17 protein-coding genes and 1 pseudogene are annotated in these 16,574 nt (G+C 73.7%); 8 read left to right on the forward strand and 10 right to left on the reverse strand.

The genetic code is table 11. The features are described 5' to 3' along the window. The first annotated feature begins 7 nt into the window (after nucleotides 1–7). A complete protein-coding gene (locus IO29_RS25470; protein WP_030381855.1) occupies nucleotides 8–571 on the forward strand; it encodes an arginine repressor in 564 nt (187 codons plus the stop codon). 146 nt (nucleotides 572–717) lie between these two features. Here the strand turns inward: IO29_RS25470 and IO29_RS25475 are convergent, their stop codons facing one another. The 5 genes and pseudogenes from IO29_RS25475 to IO29_RS25495 form a co-directional block, all read right to left on the reverse strand. Further along, nucleotides 718–1,506, reverse strand: coding sequence for an FAD:protein FMN transferase (locus IO29_RS25475; protein ID WP_030381856.1), 789 nt, complete (start codon nucleotides 1,504–1,506; stop codon nucleotides 718–720). A 46-nt stretch (nucleotides 1,507–1,552) separates the two neighbouring features. Then, a pseudogene (locus IO29_RS25480) lies at nucleotides 1,553–1,999 on the reverse strand (FMN-binding protein); the annotation flags it as partial. Between the two features lie 27 nt (nucleotides 2,000–2,026). Next, nucleotides 2,027–3,364, reverse strand: a complete 1,338-nt coding sequence (locus IO29_RS25485; protein ID WP_051707890.1) for a ferredoxin reductase family protein — start codon at nucleotides 3,362–3,364, stop codon at nucleotides 2,027–2,029. Between the two features lie 170 nt (nucleotides 3,365–3,534). Continuing rightward, complete coding sequence (locus IO29_RS25490; RefSeq protein ID WP_030381859.1) at nucleotides 3,535–4,002, reverse strand: FMN-binding protein; 468 nt, start codon at nucleotides 4,000–4,002, stop codon at nucleotides 3,535–3,537. A 10-nt stretch (nucleotides 4,003–4,012) separates the two neighbouring features. Continuing rightward, nucleotides 4,013–5,377, reverse strand: a complete 1,365-nt coding sequence (locus IO29_RS25495; protein ID WP_030381860.1) for a ferredoxin reductase family protein — start codon at nucleotides 5,375–5,377, stop codon at nucleotides 4,013–4,015. 223 nt (nucleotides 5,378–5,600) lie between these two features. Here IO29_RS25495 and IO29_RS25500 point away from each other — a divergent pair, with 223 nt between their 5' ends. Both IO29_RS25500 and IO29_RS25505 read left to right on the forward strand, forming a co-directional pair. Beyond that, nucleotides 5,601–6,356 (forward strand): response regulator transcription factor, encoded by a 756-nt coding sequence (locus tag IO29_RS25500; protein WP_030381861.1) that lies wholly within the window; start codon nucleotides 5,601–5,603, stop codon nucleotides 6,354–6,356. Further along, a complete protein-coding gene (locus IO29_RS25505) occupies nucleotides 6,356–7,840 on the forward strand; it encodes a sensor histidine kinase (protein WP_030381862.1) in 1,485 nt (494 codons plus the stop codon). Before IO29_RS25500 ends, IO29_RS25505 begins: the two co-directional genes overlap by 1 nt. 9 nt (nucleotides 7,841–7,849) lie before the next feature. Here IO29_RS25505 and IO29_RS25510 read toward each other — a convergent pair whose 3' ends face one another. Together IO29_RS25510 and IO29_RS25515 are read right to left on the reverse strand one after the other, a co-directional pair. Continuing rightward, entirely contained in the window at nucleotides 7,850–8,560 is a 711-nt protein-coding gene (locus tag IO29_RS25510; protein WP_030381863.1) for a L,D-transpeptidase family protein, read from the reverse strand. 4 nt (nucleotides 8,561–8,564) lie between these two features. Beyond that, on the reverse strand, nucleotides 8,565–9,152 hold the full coding sequence (locus IO29_RS25515) for a pyridoxamine 5'-phosphate oxidase family protein (protein WP_030381864.1): 588 nt from the start codon (nucleotides 9,150–9,152) through the stop codon (nucleotides 8,565–8,567). Nucleotides 9,153–9,422: 270 nt separating this feature from the next. Here IO29_RS25515 and argH point away from each other — a divergent pair, with 270 nt between their 5' ends. Both argH and IO29_RS25525 read left to right on the forward strand, forming a co-directional pair. Next, on the forward strand, nucleotides 9,423–10,859 hold the full coding sequence (gene argH / locus IO29_RS25520) for an argininosuccinate lyase (RefSeq protein WP_030381865.1): 1,437 nt from the start codon (nucleotides 9,423–9,425) through the stop codon (nucleotides 10,857–10,859). Between the two features lie 78 nt (nucleotides 10,860–10,937). Next, on the forward strand, nucleotides 10,938–11,909 hold the full coding sequence (locus IO29_RS25525; protein WP_030381866.1) for an aldo/keto reductase: 972 nt from the start codon (nucleotides 10,938–10,940) through the stop codon (nucleotides 11,907–11,909). Nucleotides 11,910–12,127: 218 nt separating this feature from the next. Here the strand turns inward: IO29_RS25525 and IO29_RS25530 are convergent, their stop codons facing one another. Further along, a complete protein-coding gene (locus IO29_RS25530) occupies nucleotides 12,128–12,757 on the reverse strand; it encodes a lysophospholipid acyltransferase family protein (protein WP_234307623.1) in 630 nt (209 codons plus the stop codon). Between the two features lie 350 nt (nucleotides 12,758–13,107). On the opposite strand from IO29_RS25530, the gene IO29_RS25535 reads away from it, so the two are divergent. From IO29_RS25535 to IO29_RS25545, 3 genes are all read left to right on the forward strand, one after another. Further along, nucleotides 13,108–14,325, forward strand: coding sequence for a glycerophosphodiester phosphodiesterase (locus IO29_RS25535; RefSeq protein ID WP_051707888.1), 1,218 nt, complete (start codon nucleotides 13,108–13,110; stop codon nucleotides 14,323–14,325). A 104-nt stretch (nucleotides 14,326–14,429) separates the two neighbouring features. Continuing rightward, nucleotides 14,430–14,945: an RNA polymerase sigma factor gene (locus IO29_RS25540; RefSeq protein WP_030381869.1), complete on the forward strand. Its 516-nt coding sequence runs from the start codon at nucleotides 14,430–14,432 to the stop codon at nucleotides 14,943–14,945. Between the two features lie 45 nt (nucleotides 14,946–14,990). Then, nucleotides 14,991–15,494, forward strand: coding sequence for a GNAT family N-acetyltransferase (locus tag IO29_RS25545; RefSeq protein WP_030381870.1), 504 nt, complete (start codon nucleotides 14,991–14,993; stop codon nucleotides 15,492–15,494). A gap of 23 nt (nucleotides 15,495–15,517) precedes the next feature. Here the strand turns inward: IO29_RS25545 and IO29_RS25550 are convergent, their stop codons facing one another. Further along, nucleotides 15,518–15,952 carry a hypothetical protein gene (locus IO29_RS25550; protein ID WP_030381871.1) on the reverse strand — a complete coding sequence of 145 codons (435 nt, stop codon included), beginning with the start codon at nucleotides 15,950–15,952 and terminating at the stop codon, nucleotides 15,518–15,520. 1 nt (nucleotide 15,953) lies between these two features. Continuing rightward, on the reverse strand, nucleotides 15,954–16,313 hold the full coding sequence (locus tag IO29_RS25555) for a hypothetical protein (protein ID WP_030381872.1): 360 nt from the start codon (nucleotides 16,311–16,313) through the stop codon (nucleotides 15,954–15,956). Between the last annotated feature and the right edge of the window lie 261 nt (nucleotides 16,314–16,574).

Below are 16,574 nucleotides of genomic sequence, written 5' to 3' on the forward strand. Positions count from 1 at the left end.
GACGACGATGAGTCAGCCGCAGCACCAGGACCGGGATCACGAGCAGGACCAGGACCAGGCGGGCGGGCCCGCGGTGCCGCAGACGCGCACCGCGCGCCACCGCCGGATCGTGGACATCCTCAACCGGCAGCCGGTGCGGTCGCAGAGCCAGCTCGCCAAGCTGCTGGCCGACGACGGGCTGAGCGTCACCCAGGCGACGCTCTCCCGGGACCTCGACGAGCTCAACGCGGTGAAGATCCGCAACAACGACGGCGACCTCATCTACGCCGTGCCGAGCGAGGGCGGCTTCCGTACGCCGCGCGCTCCGCTGGGAGAGTCGGCGAAGGAGGAGCGGATGCGGCGGCTCTCCGCGGAGCTGCTGATCTCCGCGGAGGCGTCCGCGAACCTGGTGGTCCTGCGCACCCCGCCGGGCGCGGCCCAGTTCCTGGCCTCGGCGATCGACCAGGCGGAACTGCACGACATCCTGGGCACGATCGCGGGGGACGACACGCTGCTGCTCATCAGCAGGGACCCCTCCGGGGGCCAGAACCTGGCGGACCATCTGCTGCGCCTGGCCCAGAACGGCCACTGAGCTCCTCCAGGGGCGCGGGGAACTGTGCAAAACGGGGCAAAGCCCTGTACGGGGGTCCGGGGGCCCGCCCCCGGGGGTTGGGAACGGGAAGGGGCGGCGGGGGCGAGAACTCCCGCGCGAAGCTCCCACTCGCCGCAGCCTGGAAGTCACCCCAGCCGCGCGGCCAACCCACTGGTCGCCCGCACCTCGTTCCCCGCCGTGATCAGCAGCGCCTCCGCGTCCGGGAGGGACTCCAGCCACCCCAACGCCTCCCGCGACCCCATCGCGAACGCCGCCGTCGCCCACGCATCCACCCAGGTGAGCGCCGGCCCCACCACGGTGACCGCCACCAGATCGGTCACCGCGGAATGCGCCGTCCGCGGATCCACGATGTGCGCCCCCCGCTCCGCCGTCCCCGACGTGGCGACCGCCAGCCGCTCCACCCCCGCCGCCGACACCACCGCCGCGAGCCCGCCCGGCCGCAACGGATCGGAGATCCCGACCCGCCAGGGCCGCTGCGGCCCGGGCACGCCGAACAGCTGCACGTCACCGCCGCCGTTGACGCTGACCCCGGTCGCCCCGGCCGCCGCCAGCGCACGGGCGGCCCGCTCGCAGGCCCAGCCCTTGACGATGCCGGTCGGGTCCAGCCGGCCCTCGTACCGCACGCTGAACCAGCCCTCGCTGCGGCGCTCGGCCTCGGCACCCAGCGCCAGCACCTCCGCGACCTCCGGATCGCACTCCTCCACGGCCAGCTCGCCCCGGGCGAGCCGGGAGATCTGGCTGTGCTCGCGGTAGGTGCTGAACACCTCGTCCACGCGGTGGAGTCCGGCGACCGCCTCGGTCAGCGCCCGCCGCACGGCGTCCGGATCACCACCGCGCACGTCGAAGGAGAAGACGGTCCCCATCACCTCCTCGGCGTGACGCAGCACGGCTGGCGCCTCCGCAGGCTCGCCCACCCGGTCGTCACTCACTCGGTCGTCGCTCACCCGGTCAGCCACCGGCCTTGTCGATCGCGGACTGGAGGGACTTCAGATACCCGCCGCTGGTGTACGTCGCCCCCGACACCGCGTCGATGTCGGCGCTCTGCGCGCTGACGGCCTCCTGGTTGAGCTTGGGCACCGCGTCATTGGTGACCTCCGTGCTGTGACCGCCGCTCGGCGCCCGCACCGCCTCCGCCTTGGTGATCCTGCCGTCGGCGAGGGTGAGGCGCACTTGGACCGTGCCGTACTGGGTCTGGGCGGCGTCGCCCATGACCGTCGTGGCGCCCGCCTGCTTCCCGGTGCCGCCCTGCGGCGACTCCTGGGCCGCCGCCGTCCGCTGCGGCGCCGGGCCGTCGGCGACCGCGCCGGCCGGGCCGGACGACGGCTTCAGCGACAGCAGCAGCACGATCCCGGACACGGTGGCGGCCGAGGCCAGCACGATCCGGCGTATGGGATGGCTCTTCTTCATTGCTACGAACTCCCGTGCGTCCCGTCGCTACATCTCGAACGACTCGTGATGGATGCGGCGGGCGGGGACGCCTGCGCCGCGCAGTGCTTCGTAGACCTGCTGTGCGAAGCCGGGCGGCCCGCACAGGAAGACGTCGTGCCGGTCGATGTCCGGCAGTTTGCGGCGCAGGGTGTCGGCGGAGATGTCCGGCCGCTCCCCCTCGGGGCTGTTGACCGCGTACATCAGCCGGGCGCCGCGCTCCTGGGCGATCCGCGCCAGCTCGTCCCACAGCGCCAGGTCCTGCGTGGTGTTGGCCCGGTACAGCAGCGTCAGATCGCCGGCCGCGCCGGGCAGCGTCTCGAACAGCGCCCGCATCGGCGTGATGCCGACCCCGCCCGCCACCAGGAGCACCTTGCCCCGGCTGCGCCGCTGCGCGGTCATCGCCCCGTACGGGCCCTCGGCCCACACCCGGGTGCCGGGCGTCAGTCCGCGCAGCGCGGAGCTGTGGTCGCCGATGGCCTTGACGGTGATGCGCAGCATGTTCGGGCGGGGCGCCGCCGAGAGCGAGTAGGGGTGCGAGCTGAACCGCATCCCCGGCGCCAGGAACCGCCAGCGGAAGAACTGCCCCGGCTCGGCGCCGATCCGGTGCAGTCGGCGCCCGGTGATCAGCACCGACACCACCCCGGGCGCCTCCTCGATCACCGCCTCGACCCGCATCCGGTGCCGCAGGTTCAGCCGCAGCGGGGTGAGGATGCGGTACCACACCACCAGCGCGGTCACCGAGCCGTACAGCGCGTACCAGAACGTCTTCGCGGTGGGTTCCACGACGAAGTCGTTGCCGGTGGAGAGCTGGTGCCAGAAGGTCAGGAACACCACCGCGTAGGTGAGCAGATGGACGTGGTACCAGAAGTCGTACGGGATGCGGCGGCGCACCGGCCCCATGGACAGCAGCGCGATCAGCACCAGCAGCCCGGTGCCGATCACCGCCTTGCCCAGGTCGGGCAGCTGTCCGACGGAGTCGACCGTCTGCCGGACGATGTCGCCGAACCCCTTCCCGGCCTGCAACGCGTACCCGTACATCGTCAGGACGACGTGGGCGACGACGAGGCTGATGGTGTAGCGGCCGCTCATCGCGTGCCAGCGGGCCACCCGGTCCGAGCCCACCCGGCGCTCCAGTGCGGGCACCCGGGCCATCTGGAGCACCACCAGGGCCATCAGATAGCCGGCGAGGAGACCGGTGATCCGGCCCGCGTTGAGGATCTTGGCGTTGGTGTCGGCCAGGGACGGCGTGTTCGTCCACCACAGCCACAGCACCCCGGCCGCGCCCGCGAGGACGGCGAGCAGCAGCGGGACGGCGGGGGAGCGGCGTGGGCGGATGCGGCGCATCGTCTGGCGCCGCGCGGCGCGGCCACCGGCGATCGTGGACACGGTCTCCTCCGTGGTCCTGCGTGGTCGGGCCCGGGGCCCGCTTGGCCTGGAGTACGGGCGGCACGAGCCGGGTGTTCAACGGACGCGGCGGTTCACGGACCGGCTTCCGCGCGACGTGCCCTCGTGGTTCACAGTCCGGCGGCGTCCAGCGCGGACTGGAGGGACTGCTTGTAGCCCTCGCTGGTGTAGGTGGCGCCGGAGACCGTGTCGATGTCCGCGCTCTGCGCGGCCAGCGCCTCGGTGCGCAGCTGGGGCAGGGCGTAGGAGTTGATCTGCTGGTCGCGCGGGTTCTCGGTCGGGTACTCGACGGCGGTCACGTCGGTGACCCTGCCGCCGGAGACCGTGACCTTCACCTGGACGGGGCCCCAGCGCGTCTGCGCCTCGCCGCCGGTGACGGCCCGGCCGCCGGCGCCGCTCGCCGACGGGGCCGGGGCGGCCGACGGAGCCGACGAGACCGACGGGGCCGGCGCGGCCGCGCCCGCCGCGCTCTGCCCGCCCTGCGGCTTCAGCGCGAGCAGCAGCACCGTTCCGGAGACGGTGGCGGCGCTCGCCAGTACGATCCGGCGCAGCGGCCGGTCCTTCCTCAACGCGTGCACGTCGGCGTCCTCACAGTTCGAACGACTCGTGGTGGATACGGCGGTCCGGGACCCCGGCCGCCCGCAGCGACACGTACAGGTCCTCGGCGAAGCCCCGGGGGCCGCACAGGTACACGTCCCGCTCGGCCAGATCGGGCACGGCGCGGCGCAGCGACTCGGCGCCCAGGCCCGGCCGTTCGCCGCGCGGGCCGTTGAGCGCGCACAGCACCCGCGCTTCCGGTCCGCGCCATCGCGCGACGGCCTCCAGCTCGCCGCCGAGCGCCAGGTCCTCGGCGGTACGGGCCCGGTAGACGAGGGTGACGTCGCCCGGCAGCGTCTCGAACAGCGCCCGCAGCGGGGTGATGCCGACGCCGCCGGCGAGCAGCAGCGTTTTGCGGCCCTCGCCGCGGTCGGCGGTCAGCGAGCCGTACGGCCCCTCGGCCCACACCCGGGTGCCCGGCCACAGCAGCGCCACGGCCGCGCTGTGGCCGCCGAGCGCCTTGACCGTGATCCGCATCCGGTCCGGGCGCGGCGGCGCGGACAGGGAGTACGGCGAGGAGGTCCAGCGCAGCCCGGGGGCCAGGAACCGCCACCGGAAGAACTGCCCCGGGCGCGCCCCCAGCCGCTCCAGCCGCCGGCCCCGTACGACGACCGAGTACACGCCCGGCGCCTCCCGGTGCACGGAGTCCACCCGCAGCCGGTGCCGCAGATTGAGCCGGACCGGCACCAGGACCCGGAACCACAGCACCAGCGCCGCCGCCCCCAGATAGAGCGCGTACCAGGCGGCGCGCGCGGCGGCGTTCCCGACGAAGTCGGCGCCGAGGGCGAGCTGGTGCCAGAAGGTGAGGAAGACCGCCGCGTACGTCCCCAGGTGGACGTAGTACCAGAACTCGTGCGAGACCCTGCGGCGCACCGCACGGGCCGAGACGATCCCGACCGCGAGCAGGACGGCCGTGCCCAGGCTCGCCTTGATCATCTCGGGGTAGTCGAGGACGACCGAGAGCGCCTCGTCGACGAGCGAGGCGCGGAACTGGGCGGCGTACCCGGCGACGATCAGCACGAGGTGCGCGAGCAGCAGGCAGACCGTGTACCGGCCCGCCCGCGCGTGCCAGCGCGCCACCCGGTCCGAGCCGACGCGCTCCTCCAGGAGCGGGACGCGGGCCATCAGACCGACCAGCACCGCGCAGGCGTACCCGCACAGCAGCCCCGCGATCCGCCCCGCCCCGGTCAGCCACCCGGCGGTGCCCGACACCGAGCCGGTGCCGTACCACCACAGGGCGAGCACCGCGGCGGCCCCGGCCCACAGCAGGACCAGGACGGCACCGGCGGGGGAGCGCCCGCGCCGGGGAGCGGGCGGCAGCGTCGTGGCCGCCCGGGGCCCGTGGACCGTCGTCATGTGTGTGTCCTTTCCGCCGTCGGCCGGGGCCCAGCGTCACCCGGCAACCTCTGAACGGGCTCTGAGCCGGGGCCCGGACGACGGCGGCCGGACCCCCGCACGGCCTCGTGGGCGACGGAGAACCCGCCGGCCGGGGCGGGAGGGGGCGCAGCACGTACTCAGAGGAAACTCAGAGGCCGCTCACGGGCGGCCCGACCCGCGCAGGCCGCATCCTGGAGGGGAGATGAACACGCCCCGCTCCCGCGGCACCGGCCGCCCCGCGCTCGCCCGGCCCGACGGCACCCCGCTGAAGGTGCTCGTCGTCGACGACGACCCCGACCTTGCCGAGGTGCTCTCCGGCGCCCTGCGCTACGAGGGCTGGCAGGTGCGCGCCGCGGGCGACGGCGCCGGGGCGCTCGCCGCCGCCCGCGCGCTGCTGCCGGACGCCGTCGTCCTGGACGTGATGCTCCCCGACACCGACGGCCTCGCCGTGCTGCGCGCGCTGCGCACCGTGCGGCCGGACGTGTGCGTGCTCTTCCTGACCGCCCGGGACGCCGTCGAGGACCGCATCGCGGGCATCACGGCGGGCGGCGACGACTACGTGACGAAGCCGTTCAGCCTGGAGGAGGTCGTCGCCCGGCTGCGCGGACTGCTGCGCCGCGCGGGCATGGCCCGTCAGGTCGCGGACGGCCCCCGGCTCACCGTCGGCGACCTGGTGATGGACGAGGAGGCCCGCGAGGTCACCCGGGGCGGGGCGCTGGTCGAGCTGTCGCCGACCGAGTTCGAACTGCTCCGCTTCCTGATGCGCAACCCGCGCCGGGTGCTCAGCAAGGCGCAGATCCTGGACCGCGTGTGGTCCTACGACTTCGGCGGCCAGGCGCACGTCGTCGAGCTGTACATCTCCTATCTGCGCAAGAAGGTCGACGCGGGCCGCGCGCCGATGATCCACACGGTGCGGGGGTCCGGTTACGTCCTCAAGCCGGCGACGGCGGGCCCCTGATGAGGGGGTTCGGCCGGGTGCTGCCCCGGTTCCGCACCCTGCGGGCGCGGCTGACCGCCGGCCTCGTCGTGCTGCTCGCCGTGAGCTGCGCGGCGGTCGGCGTGGCCGCGGTCGTCGAGCTGGACGGGTTCCTCACCGGGCGGCTGGACGAGCAGTTGCAGGAGGTCGGCGTGCGGTTCCCGGCCAGTCTGGAACACGGCGGGACGCCGCCCTCGGTGAACCGGACCGCGGACGACCACGACGGGGACGAGCACGGCGACACCCGCCGCCAGCCCGCCGGGACCTTCGGCGCCCGGCTGGTCGGCGCGCACGTCACCCAGGCCGCCGTCGTCCGCTCCGGCAGCGACCCCGGCGACCTGTCCGTCGCGCTCACCGCCCGCGACGAGCGCGCCCTCGCCGCCGTGCCCGTCGACGGCCGGGGCCACACCGTCGAGCTGTCGGCGCTGGACGACTACCGGGTGACGGCGACCGCGGGCAAGGACGGTGACGTGCTGGTCACCGGGCTGCCACTGGAACCCGTCGAGGCCACCGTGCACCGGCTCGAACTGGTCGCCGGGCTCGTCTTCGGCGCCGCCCTCGCGCTGACCGGCGTGGCGGGCGCGCTGTGGGTGCGCTGGTCGCTGCGGCCGCTCGACCGGGTCGCCGCCACCGCCACCCGGGTCAGCGAACTCCCGCTGGCCGGCGGCGAGGTCGCACTGCCGCCGCGCGTCCGCGGGACGGACACGCACAGCGAGGTGGGCCGGGTCGCCACCGCCTTCGACCGGATGCTCGGCCATATCGAGGACGCGCTGACCAAACGGCACGCGAGCGAGGAGCGGCTGCGCCGGTTCGCCGCCGACGCCAGCCATGAGCTGCGCACCCCGGTCGCCTCGGTGCGCGGCCACGCCGAGCTGGCGCTGCTGCACCCGGACCCGGTGCCGCAGAAGGTGACCCGGGCCCTGGAGCGGATCGCTGCCGAGTCGGCGCGGATGGGCGAGATGGTCGACGAGATGCTGCTGCTGGCCCGGCTGGACGCGGGCCGGGGCCTGGAGCGGACGGCGGTCGACCTGACCCGGCTCGTCCTGGACTCCGTCACCGACGCGCGGGCCGCGGGCCCCGGCCACCGCTGGACGATGGAACTGCCCGAGGAACCCGTGACGGTGACCGGCGACGCCCACCGGCTCCATCAGGTGCTGGCCAACCTGCTGGCCAACGCGCGCGTGCACACGCCGGCGGGCACCGAGATCACCGTGTCGCTGGAGTCCGACGGGGCGACGGCCGTCCTCGCGGTCCACGACGACGGTCCGGGCGTGCCCGAGGACGTGGCGCCGGGCGTCTTCGAACGCTTCACCCGCGCCGACCGCCGCCGTACGGACGCCGCGGGCGGCGGCGCGGGGCTGGGCCTCGCCATCGTGGCGGCGGTGGTGGAGGCACACGGCGGCGGGGTGACGCTGGCGAGCCAACCGGGGGCGACGACGTTCACGGTCCGGCTGCCGGTGTCCTGACGCAGGGCCTCAGTACCGGGTCACGGCCGTGCCCCCACCTGTCGTGCCGACGGCGAGGTGCGGTCCCCGCGCCGGGTCCGCCCATGCCAGCAGGCGCCGCATCGCCCCCTCGGGCACGGACACGCACCCGGCCGTCGCCCCGCGCCCGTTGACGTGCACGAAGATCCCGGCCCCGCGCCCCCGCACCGGACGGTGGTAGTTGAAGCCCACGACCAGCGCGTACCGGTACTGCGGGTCGTACGCGGCCAGGTGCTCGGCCGCACCGGCCCGGCAGTCGGCGGGGCGGGGCTCGGTCCACCGGTTGTAGGCCGCCGAGGCGGTGTCCTCGCACCACCACGAGTCCCGGTGCACCCTGCGGTACGGCAGCGCGGTGCCGCGCGGCGCGGCCCGGATGCCGAAGGCGTACGGCAGGTCGTACAGCCCCGTCGGCGTGGTGTTCGTGCCCTGGCGGCGCGCGGTGCCCTCGACGAGGCCACGCGCGCCGAAGCGGGCGGGGGCGGAGCCCGTCCGCGTCCAGCGGCCGTCGCGCCGGTCCCACCAGGTGAGCGTGCCGGTGGTGGCGCCGGCGGCCGGGGCCACCGCGGTGATCAGCTGGGTGCCGCCGCCGGTGTCCGCCATCCGGTCGGGCAGCGGTGCCCGCCGCGCCCCGGGGCCGGGCGCGGCACCGAGGAGCAGCAGACAGGCGGAGATGGACAGGGCGGCGACGACACCGGGGCGCATGCCTTCAGACGCTACGGGGCGGCAGCGGCAACGGCAGCCCGGGAAGTCCGTCCAGGCTGGTCGCGATGTGCTCCTTCTTGGTGAAGTACGCGCTCAGCGAGGCGTCGTCCTCCCGCGCGAACCGCTTGCCGTGCAGCTCGCGGTCCTCCTCGTACGCCATGAACGGCACCGCGTAGCCGCAGGTGTCCCGGATCAGCTCGGCCGTCACCACGACGATCGCGCGCAGTCCGTGCGTGGCGGCGTCGATGTCCGGGAAGTGCGCGAGGAGCTCCTCGAAGCGCGGGTCGTCGCGGAAGACGGGCTCGCCCCGCCCGTGCACCCGCACGATGTTCGGCGGGCCCTCGAACGCGCACCACATCAGCGTGATGCGGCCGTTCTCCCGCAGATGCGCGATGGTCTCGGCGTTGCTGCCGGCGAAGTCGAGGTAGGCGACGGTGCGTTCGTCCAGCACGGCGAAGGAGCCCTTGAGACCCTTGGGGGAGACGTTGACCGTGCCGTCGGCGGAGAGGGGAGCGGTCCCGGTGAAGAAGAGCGGCTGCGCCTCGATGAACGTGCGCAGCCTGCCGTCTATACGCGCGTGAGTCTTTCCCATACGCCCGAGTATCCGGCGGTGGCCCGCCGTCGACCGGGTGATTTCGCTCCCTGAGATGCCCGGCGGACCCGGCCCCCGACGACGGAAGCGCGGCCGCCCCGGCCGGCGCACGGGACGGCCACGGTGCCCGCTCACGCGACCGGCCCGCGGACGTCCGCAAATTGACTACTCATGCAGAGTTCTGCATACTCATGCAGGCCGAGGTTCTCCCGTCACGGTTCTCCCGTCGCGGAGAGGCGGCGTCCCATCGACACCCCGAGGAGCACGCAAGTGAGCAGCAACAGCGGTGACGTCCGGCTCTGGGGCGGTCGTTTCGCCGACGGACCCGCCGAGGCGCTGGCCAAGCTGTCCGCGTCCGTCCACTTCGACTGGCGGCTCGCCCCCTACGACCTCGCCGGCTCCCGCGCCCACGCACGCGTGCTGCACAAGGCGGGACTGCTCACCGAGGACGAGCTGACCCGCATGATCGCCGGGCTCGACCAGCTGGAGGCGGACGTCGCCGCCGGCTCCTTCACCGGCACGATCGCCGACGAGGACGTCCACACCGCCCTGGAGCGCGGCCTGCTGGAGCGGCTCGGCCCCGACCTCGGCGGCAAGCTCCGCGCCGGCCGCTCCCGCAACGACCAGGTCGCCACCCTCTTCCGGATGTATCTGCGCGACCACGCCCGCACCGTCGGCGGACTGATCGCCGACCTCCAGGACGCACTCGTCGGCCTCGCCGAGGCCCACCCGGACGTGGCGATGCCCGGCCGCACCCACCTCCAGCACGCCCAGCCCGTGCTCTTCGCCCACCACGTCCTCGCCCACGTCCAGGCCCTCTCCCGGGACGCCGAACGGCTGCGCCAGTGGGACACGCGCACCGCGGTCTCCCCGTACGGCTCCGGCGCGCTCGCCGGTTCCTCCCTCGGCCTCGACCCGGAGGCGGTCGCCGCCGACCTCGGCTTCGAGCACGGCAGCGCCGCCAACTCCATCGACGGCACCGCCTCCCGCGACTTCGTCGCCGAGTTCGCGTTCATCACCGCGATGATCGGCGTCAACGTCTCCCGGATCGCCGAGGAGATCATCCTCTGGAACACGAAGGAGTTCTCCTTCGTGACCCTCCACGACGCCTTCTCCACCGGCTCGTCGATCATGCCGCAGAAGAAGAACCCCGACATCGCCGAGCTGGCCCGCGGCAAGTCCGGCCGGCTCATCGGCAACCTCACCGGACTGATGGCCACGCTCAAGGCCCTCCCGCTCGCGTACAACCGCGACCTCCAGGAGGACAAGGAGCCGGTCTTCGACTCCATCGACCAGCTGGAGATCCTGCTCCCCGCCTTCACCGGCATGATGGCCACGCTCACCGTGCACCGCGAGCGGCTGGAGGAGCTGGCCCCGGCCGGGTTCTCCCTCGCCACCGACATCGCCGAGTGGCTGGTCAGGCAGGGCGTGCCGTTCCGTGTCGCGCACGAGGTGGCCGGCGAGTGCGTGAAGGTCGCCGAGGCCGACGGCAAGGAACTGGACGAGCTGACCGACGAGCAGTTCGCCAAGATCTCCGCCCACCTCACCCCCGAGGTCCGCTCGGTGCTCAACGTCCCCGGCGCCCTCGCCTCGCGCAACGGGCGCGGCGGCACGGCACCGGAGGCGGTCGCCGTCCAGCTCGCCGAGGTCAAGGAGAACCTGGCCGCGCAACACGCCTGGGCGAACGCGGCGGGCCCGAAGAAGTAGCAGGTCGGCGGGGGAGGACAGGGTCTCGCGGGTTACGTTGGTCGGCGACCGGACGGAGCCGACGAAACGGAACCCGCGATGCCCTTCTCCCGGCTGGCCGCAGCCACCACCCCCACCTGCCACCTGGGATTCGGCCTCGCCGCCGTCGGCCGCCCCGGCTACATCAACCTCGGCCGCGACCGCGACCTCCCGGCCGAGCGCACCGTCGACGCCCTGCGCGCCCGCACCCACGAACTCCTCGACGCCGCCTACGCCCAGGGCGTGCGCTACCTCGACGCCGCCCGCTCCTACGGCCGTTCCGAGGAGTTCCTCGCCGACTGGCTGCGGGCCCGCCCGGACGTCACCGATGTCGTCGTCGGCAGCAAGTGGGGCTACACCTACACCGCCGGCTGGACCACCGACGCGGAGAAGCACGAGGTCAAGGACCACGGCACGGCCACCTACGAACGCCAGCGCGCCGAGACCGACGCGGTTCTCGGCGACCGGCTCGACCTCTACCAGATCCACTCCGTGACGCCGGACAGCCCCGCCCTCACCGACCGGGAACTGCACGCCCGGCTCGCCGAGGCCGCCGCGCGCGGCGTCACCGTCGGCTTCTCCACCAGCGGCCCCGCCCAGGCCGACGCCATCCGTGCCGCGCTCGCCGTGACGGTCGACGGCGCCCCGCTTTTCCGTACCGTCCAGTCGACGTACAACGTCCTGGAGACCTCGGCCGGCCCGGCCCTCGCCGAGGCGCACGACGCCGGGCTGACGGTGATCGTCAAGGAAGGCATGGCCAACGGCCGCCTGGCCGACCCGAACGCCCCGGCCGCACTCCGGGCCGTCGCCGAGGAGACGGGCGCGGGCTGCGACGCCGTCGCCCTGGCGTACGTCCTGCGCCGCCCCTGGGCCGGCGTCGTCCTCTCCGGCGCCGCGACGGTCGACCAGCTCGCCTCCAACCTGCACGCGGCGGCCGTCGACCTCGACGACGGCCAACAGGCCCGACTGGAGGCGCTGGCCGAGCCCGCGCGGACGTACTGGGCGCACCGGGGCCAACTGCCCTGGCACTGAACGCCTGTCGCTGAGCACCGGGCGAACCCCGCAGACCGTGACCGTGAGCACCGGGTGCGGGGCCGCGTCCCACCGCACGCCGTGGTGCGCAGGCCCGTACCGGTACGGCGGGTGGCCCCGGGCCCGCCGCCGCCGTCCGCCGCGCCGCCCACGCCGACGGCGGGTCGCTCTCCGAGCAACCCGCCGTCCCTGGCCGTACGTTACGAAGGCGTGGCCGCTTACGCCGCCTTCGCCTTCGTCGCGTAGATGTCCACGTACTCCTGGCCGGACAGTTCCATCACCTCGGCCATCACGGAGTCGGTCACGGCGCGCAGCACGTAGCGGTCGCGGTCCATGCCCTCGTAGCGGGAGAACTCCATCGGCTCGCCGAAGCGGACCGTGACCTTGCCCGGCTTGGGCAGGCCCGAGCCGCCGGGCTGGAGCTTGTCCGTGCCGATCATCGCGAACGGCACGACCGGCGCCCCGGTCATCAGGGTGAGCCGGGCGATGCCCGTACGCCCCCGGTACAGCCGCCCGTCGGGCGAGCGGGTGCCCTCCGGGTAGATGCCGAAGACGCGGCCCTCCTCCAGCACCCGGCGGCCGGTCATCAGCGCGGCCACGCCGCCCCGGCCGCCGTCGCGGTCCACCGGGATCATGCCGACGCCGGTGAAGAACCAGGCCATCAGGCGGCCCTTGAGGCTCTTGCCGGTGACGTACTCGTCCTTGCCGATGAAGAACACCTGCCGGTCGCAGACCAGCGGAAGGATCATCGAGTCGATGAAGGTGAGGTGGTTGCCGGCCAGGATGACCGGGCCGTCGGCCGGAATGCGCTCCGCGCCCTCCACCCGTAGGCGGAACATCAGACGCATGATCGGCCCGAGTACTGCCTTGATGAGCGCGAAGCGGGACAACGGGCCCTCCGGTGTCGGGGAAAACGGCAATGGATCCAGGATGAAGTCTGTGCAGGTGAGGACGATACTCGCGAGTCACCGCCGCGCGCATCCCGGGTTCGCACCACGGATACACCCTATTGACGCACGTTCACCTGCGACAGCGCGTCCTCGCGGCCCCGCGCCCCCGCCGGAGCGGTGTGAGGTACGCCGCTCGACATGCGGCCCCACCCGCGTGTTCGGCTGCACGTCTCCCCACCGTCACCCGCCGCCACCTACGATCGTCCCGCTTTGGCAGGTGCGGGCCATCACAGCCAGAAGGAGTGCGCATGGAGTCTCGACAGGCGGACCGGCCGGCGGATCCCGGGGAGCCGGACGGGCAGCGGCGGGGGACCGGACGCCGGGCGCTCCTCGGCGCCGCGGTGCTCGGCGCGGGCGGCGCGGTACTCGGGCTCTCCGGCACGGCGAGCGCGGCGGAAGCCGGGCGGGCCACCGGGGGCAAGGGGCCCGTGCACGGCGGCGGTCTGAAGGGCCTGCCCGTGCCGACGATCATCGGGCACCGCGGGGCCAGCGGCTACCGGCCGGAGCACACCTTCGGCTCCTACGAACTGGCGCTCGACCTCGGCGCCGACATCGTCGAGGCCGGCGACCTCGTCCCCACCAAGGACGGCCACCTCGTCTGCCGGCACGAACCGGAGATCGGCGGCACCACCGACGTCGCCGACCACTCCGAGTTCGCCGGCCGCCGCACCACCAAGGTGCTGGACGGCGTCTCCACCACCGGCTGGTTCACCGAGGACTTCACCCTCGCCGAGCTGAAGACCCTGCGCGCGAGCGAGCGGATCCCCGCCAACCGCCCGCACAACACCCTCTACAACGGGCGCTTCGAGATCCCCACCTTCGAAGAGGTCCTGAAGTGGCAGGACGAGCAGACCCGCAGGCGCGGCAAGCAGGTCTGGATCTACCCCGAGATCAAGCACCCCACCTACTTCCGCAAGCTGGGCCTCGGCACCGAGGAGCGGCTCGCCCGGCTGCTGCGCCGGCACGGCAAGCACCGGCGGAACTCTCCCGTGCTCATCCAGTCCTTCGAGCCCACCAGCATCCGGCGGATGAGCGAACTGGTCGGCAACCCGCTCGCCGTGCTGCTCTCCGGCGCCGACTCCCGCCCCTGGGACTTCGTCGCGACCGGCGACCCGCGCACGACGGCCGACCTCATCACCCCCAAGGGCCTCAAGGAGATCGCCGGCTACGCCCAGGGCATCGGCCCCACCCTCGACCTGATCATCCCCAGGGACTCCGCCGGCCGGCTCACCACCCCGACCACCCTGGTCGCCGACGCCCACCGGGCGGGCCTCGTCCTGCACCCCTACACCATGCGCAACGAGAACCCCTTCCTCCCCGCCGAGTTCCGCAAGGGCACGGACGCGGACGGCTACGGCGACGCCTTCGGCGCGTTCAAGGCGTACTTCGCCACCGGCATCGACGGCGTCTTCACCGACAACGCGGACACCGGCGTCCTGGCCCGCGAGGACTTCTGGAACGACTAGGGCTTCACAGGAGAGCCTGACGGCCCGTCACCCCCCGGCCCCTCGATCGGGTGATGTACGGCCGCCCCGGCAACCGGCGCCGGGGCGGCCGCGTCACGCCGCACATGACCCACGACTTGCTGACCACCCTGCGCCCGCTGCTGGCCGCGGAGGCCTCGGCGGAAGGCCACGCCTCCGGCGCCGAACCGGGCGACCTGGAGCAGGCCGTCTGGCTGCGCCTGCTGGAACGGCTGGACGCGGACGCCCCGCCCGCCGACCCGCCCGACTGGCTGCGCCGGGCCGTCCGCTCCGAGGCCCGCCGCAGTCGCCGTACCACCCGGCACGAGACGCCCTACGCACCCCACGGCGGCGAACCCGCCGACGACCGCGGGCCCGGCCCCGAGCAGCAGGCGCTCACCGCCGCCCGCCACCGCGCGCTCCACGCCGCCGTGCGCCGGCTGCCCGGCCGCTGCCCCGGACTGATGGCCGCGCTGCTGTCCCCGAGGGACCTGACCTACCGGGAGACCGCGGGGGAGTTGGGTATCTCACAGGGCAGTCTCGGACCGGAACGTTCCAGATGTCTGGCTTGTCTGCGCCGATTGCTGGCGGCGGAGGTTGCGGGCCGCGAACGGCGGGGATAGGAGTGGGGGACGACCGGTGATCAGGTGAGCGGGAGGCGTGCGCACATGGGCATGAGCGTGACCATCTCGGTGGCGACCGAGCAGGACGTCGAGCAGATCTTCAGACTGCAATACCTCTGCTTCCAGAGCGAAGCCGCGCTGTACGGGAACTACCGCATCGACCCGCTGGTCCAGCCGCTGGACTCGGTGCGCGCCGAGGTCGCCGCCGACTGTGTCTTCGTGGCGCGCCTCGGCGACGAGGTCGTGGGCTCGGTGCACGGCACGGTGACCGAGGACGGCGCCGCCGCCATCGGCAAGCTGTGCGTCCACCCCCGGTTGCAGGGCCACGGCATCGGCGCCCGGCTGCTGCGCGCGGCCGAGGCAGCGCTGGTCGAGGAGCGCGGCGCCAAGCGGTTCCGGCTGAGCACCGGTCACCGCAGCGAGAACAACCTGCGGCTGTACCGCAAGGTGGGCTACGAGACGGTCGGCACCGCCGAGGGCCCCGACGGCGTCCGCATGATCGTCCTGGAGAAGCCGGCCCCCGAGACGTCGTACGCGGCGACGGCGTAGCCGAGCGGCAGCGCGGCCGGCGGTTACGCGGAAGCGACGCCGGCCGCACTCCCCTTGCGCAGCCAGTAGATCGCGGACAGCGGAAGCAGTACGGGGATGAAGAGGTAGCCCATCCCGAAGTCCGACCACACCGTCGCGTCCGGGAACGCGGACGGCTCGACGAGCGTCCAGGTGCCCACCGTCAGCACACCCACCAGCTCGGCCACGCAGCACGCCAGCGCGGCGCGGCGGGCGCCCTCCCCGCCGCGGACCAGCGAGTACGTGATGAAGCCGTACACCACGCCCGCGACCGCGGACAGCGAGTAGGCGAGCGGCGCGCGGTCGAAGTCGGTGGAGATCTGCACCACCGAGCGCGACACCGCGCCGACGACCATCACGCCGTACAGCCACACCAGCAGCATGCCGGGCCCACTGATGAGCCGGCCGCGCCCGGCGTCCCGCTCCTGTGTCGCCGCCATCTCAGCCTCCCCAGATGTCATAGAGCCGCACTTCGAGGACGGCGAGGACCACACCGCCGGCCGCGACGGTCACCGAACCCCAGCGGGTGCGTTCCGCCAGCGACATGAAGCCTGCCACGGGAACGCACGCGAGCGCGCCCAGCAGATAGGCGACGAAGATCGTGGTCCCCTGCTCGGGCTTCTCGCCCCGGGAGAGCTGCACGACACCGACGACGAGCTGCACAAGCGCGAGCGCGGAGACAACGGCCATGCCGATGAAGTGCCAGTCCTTCGTCGGCTGATCCCGCGAGGCGGACCACCCGCACCACCCACCGAGCAACAGCGCGGCAACCCCGGTCACCAACGTCAGGACATCAAGCATGCGGCGACTTTATTACGAGCCAGACGACCCCCCACGCGCCGGGGCGCCCCCGCAAGGCGCGCGGAGCTGTGCCCTTCGCGCGGCTCCGCCGCAGGGCCGCGAGCACTCACCGTGCCCCTGCAAGGGGCGCGGGGCTGTGTCCTTCGCGCGGCTCCGCCGCGGGGGGCGCGAGCACTCACCGTGCCCCCGTAAGGGGCGCGGGGAACTGCGCGACAAGCCCCCACCCACCCGCACTCCCCACCCAACCCCACCCACCCGAGC

The organism is Streptomyces sp. NRRL F-6676 (assembly GCF_000725625.1).
Classification (GTDB): domain Bacteria; phylum Actinomycetota; class Actinomycetes; order Streptomycetales; family Streptomycetaceae; genus Streptomyces.

Coding starts and splice junctions, on each gene's coding strand:
- IO29_RS25470 (WP_030381855.1), top strand. CDS start 8: ATGAGTCAGCCGCAGCACCAGGACCGGGATCACGAGCAGGACCAGGAC.
- IO29_RS25485 (WP_051707890.1), bottom strand. CDS start 3,364: ATGCGCCGCATCCGCCCACGCCGCTCCCCCGCCGTCCCGCTGCTGCTC.
- IO29_RS25495 (WP_030381860.1), bottom strand. CDS start 5,377: ATGACGACGGTCCACGGGCCCCGGGCGGCCACGACGCTGCCGCCCGCT.
- IO29_RS25500 (WP_030381861.1), top strand. CDS start 5,601: ATGAACACGCCCCGCTCCCGCGGCACCGGCCGCCCCGCGCTCGCCCGG.
- IO29_RS25505 (WP_030381862.1), top strand. CDS start 6,356: ATGAGGGGGTTCGGCCGGGTGCTGCCCCGGTTCCGCACCCTGCGGGCG.
- IO29_RS25510 (WP_030381863.1), bottom strand. CDS start 8,560: ATGCGCCCCGGTGTCGTCGCCGCCCTGTCCATCTCCGCCTGTCTGCTG.
- IO29_RS25515 (WP_030381864.1), bottom strand. CDS start 9,152: ATGGGAAAGACTCACGCGCGTATAGACGGCAGGCTGCGCACGTTCATC.
- IO29_RS25525 (WP_030381866.1), top strand. CDS start 10,938: ATGCCCTTCTCCCGGCTGGCCGCAGCCACCACCCCCACCTGCCACCTG.
- IO29_RS25530 (WP_234307623.1), bottom strand. CDS start 12,757: ATGCGTCTGATGTTCCGCCTACGGGTGGAGGGCGCGGAGCGCATTCCG.
- IO29_RS25535 (WP_051707888.1), top strand. CDS start 13,108: ATGGAGTCTCGACAGGCGGACCGGCCGGCGGATCCCGGGGAGCCGGAC.
- IO29_RS25540 (WP_030381869.1), top strand. CDS start 14,430: ATGACCCACGACTTGCTGACCACCCTGCGCCCGCTGCTGGCCGCGGAG.
- IO29_RS25545 (WP_030381870.1), top strand. CDS start 14,991: ATGGGCATGAGCGTGACCATCTCGGTGGCGACCGAGCAGGACGTCGAG.
- IO29_RS25550 (WP_030381871.1), bottom strand. CDS start 15,952: ATGGCGGCGACACAGGAGCGGGACGCCGGGCGCGGCCGGCTCATCAGT.
- IO29_RS25555 (WP_030381872.1), bottom strand. CDS start 16,313: ATGCTTGATGTCCTGACGTTGGTGACCGGGGTTGCCGCGCTGTTGCTC.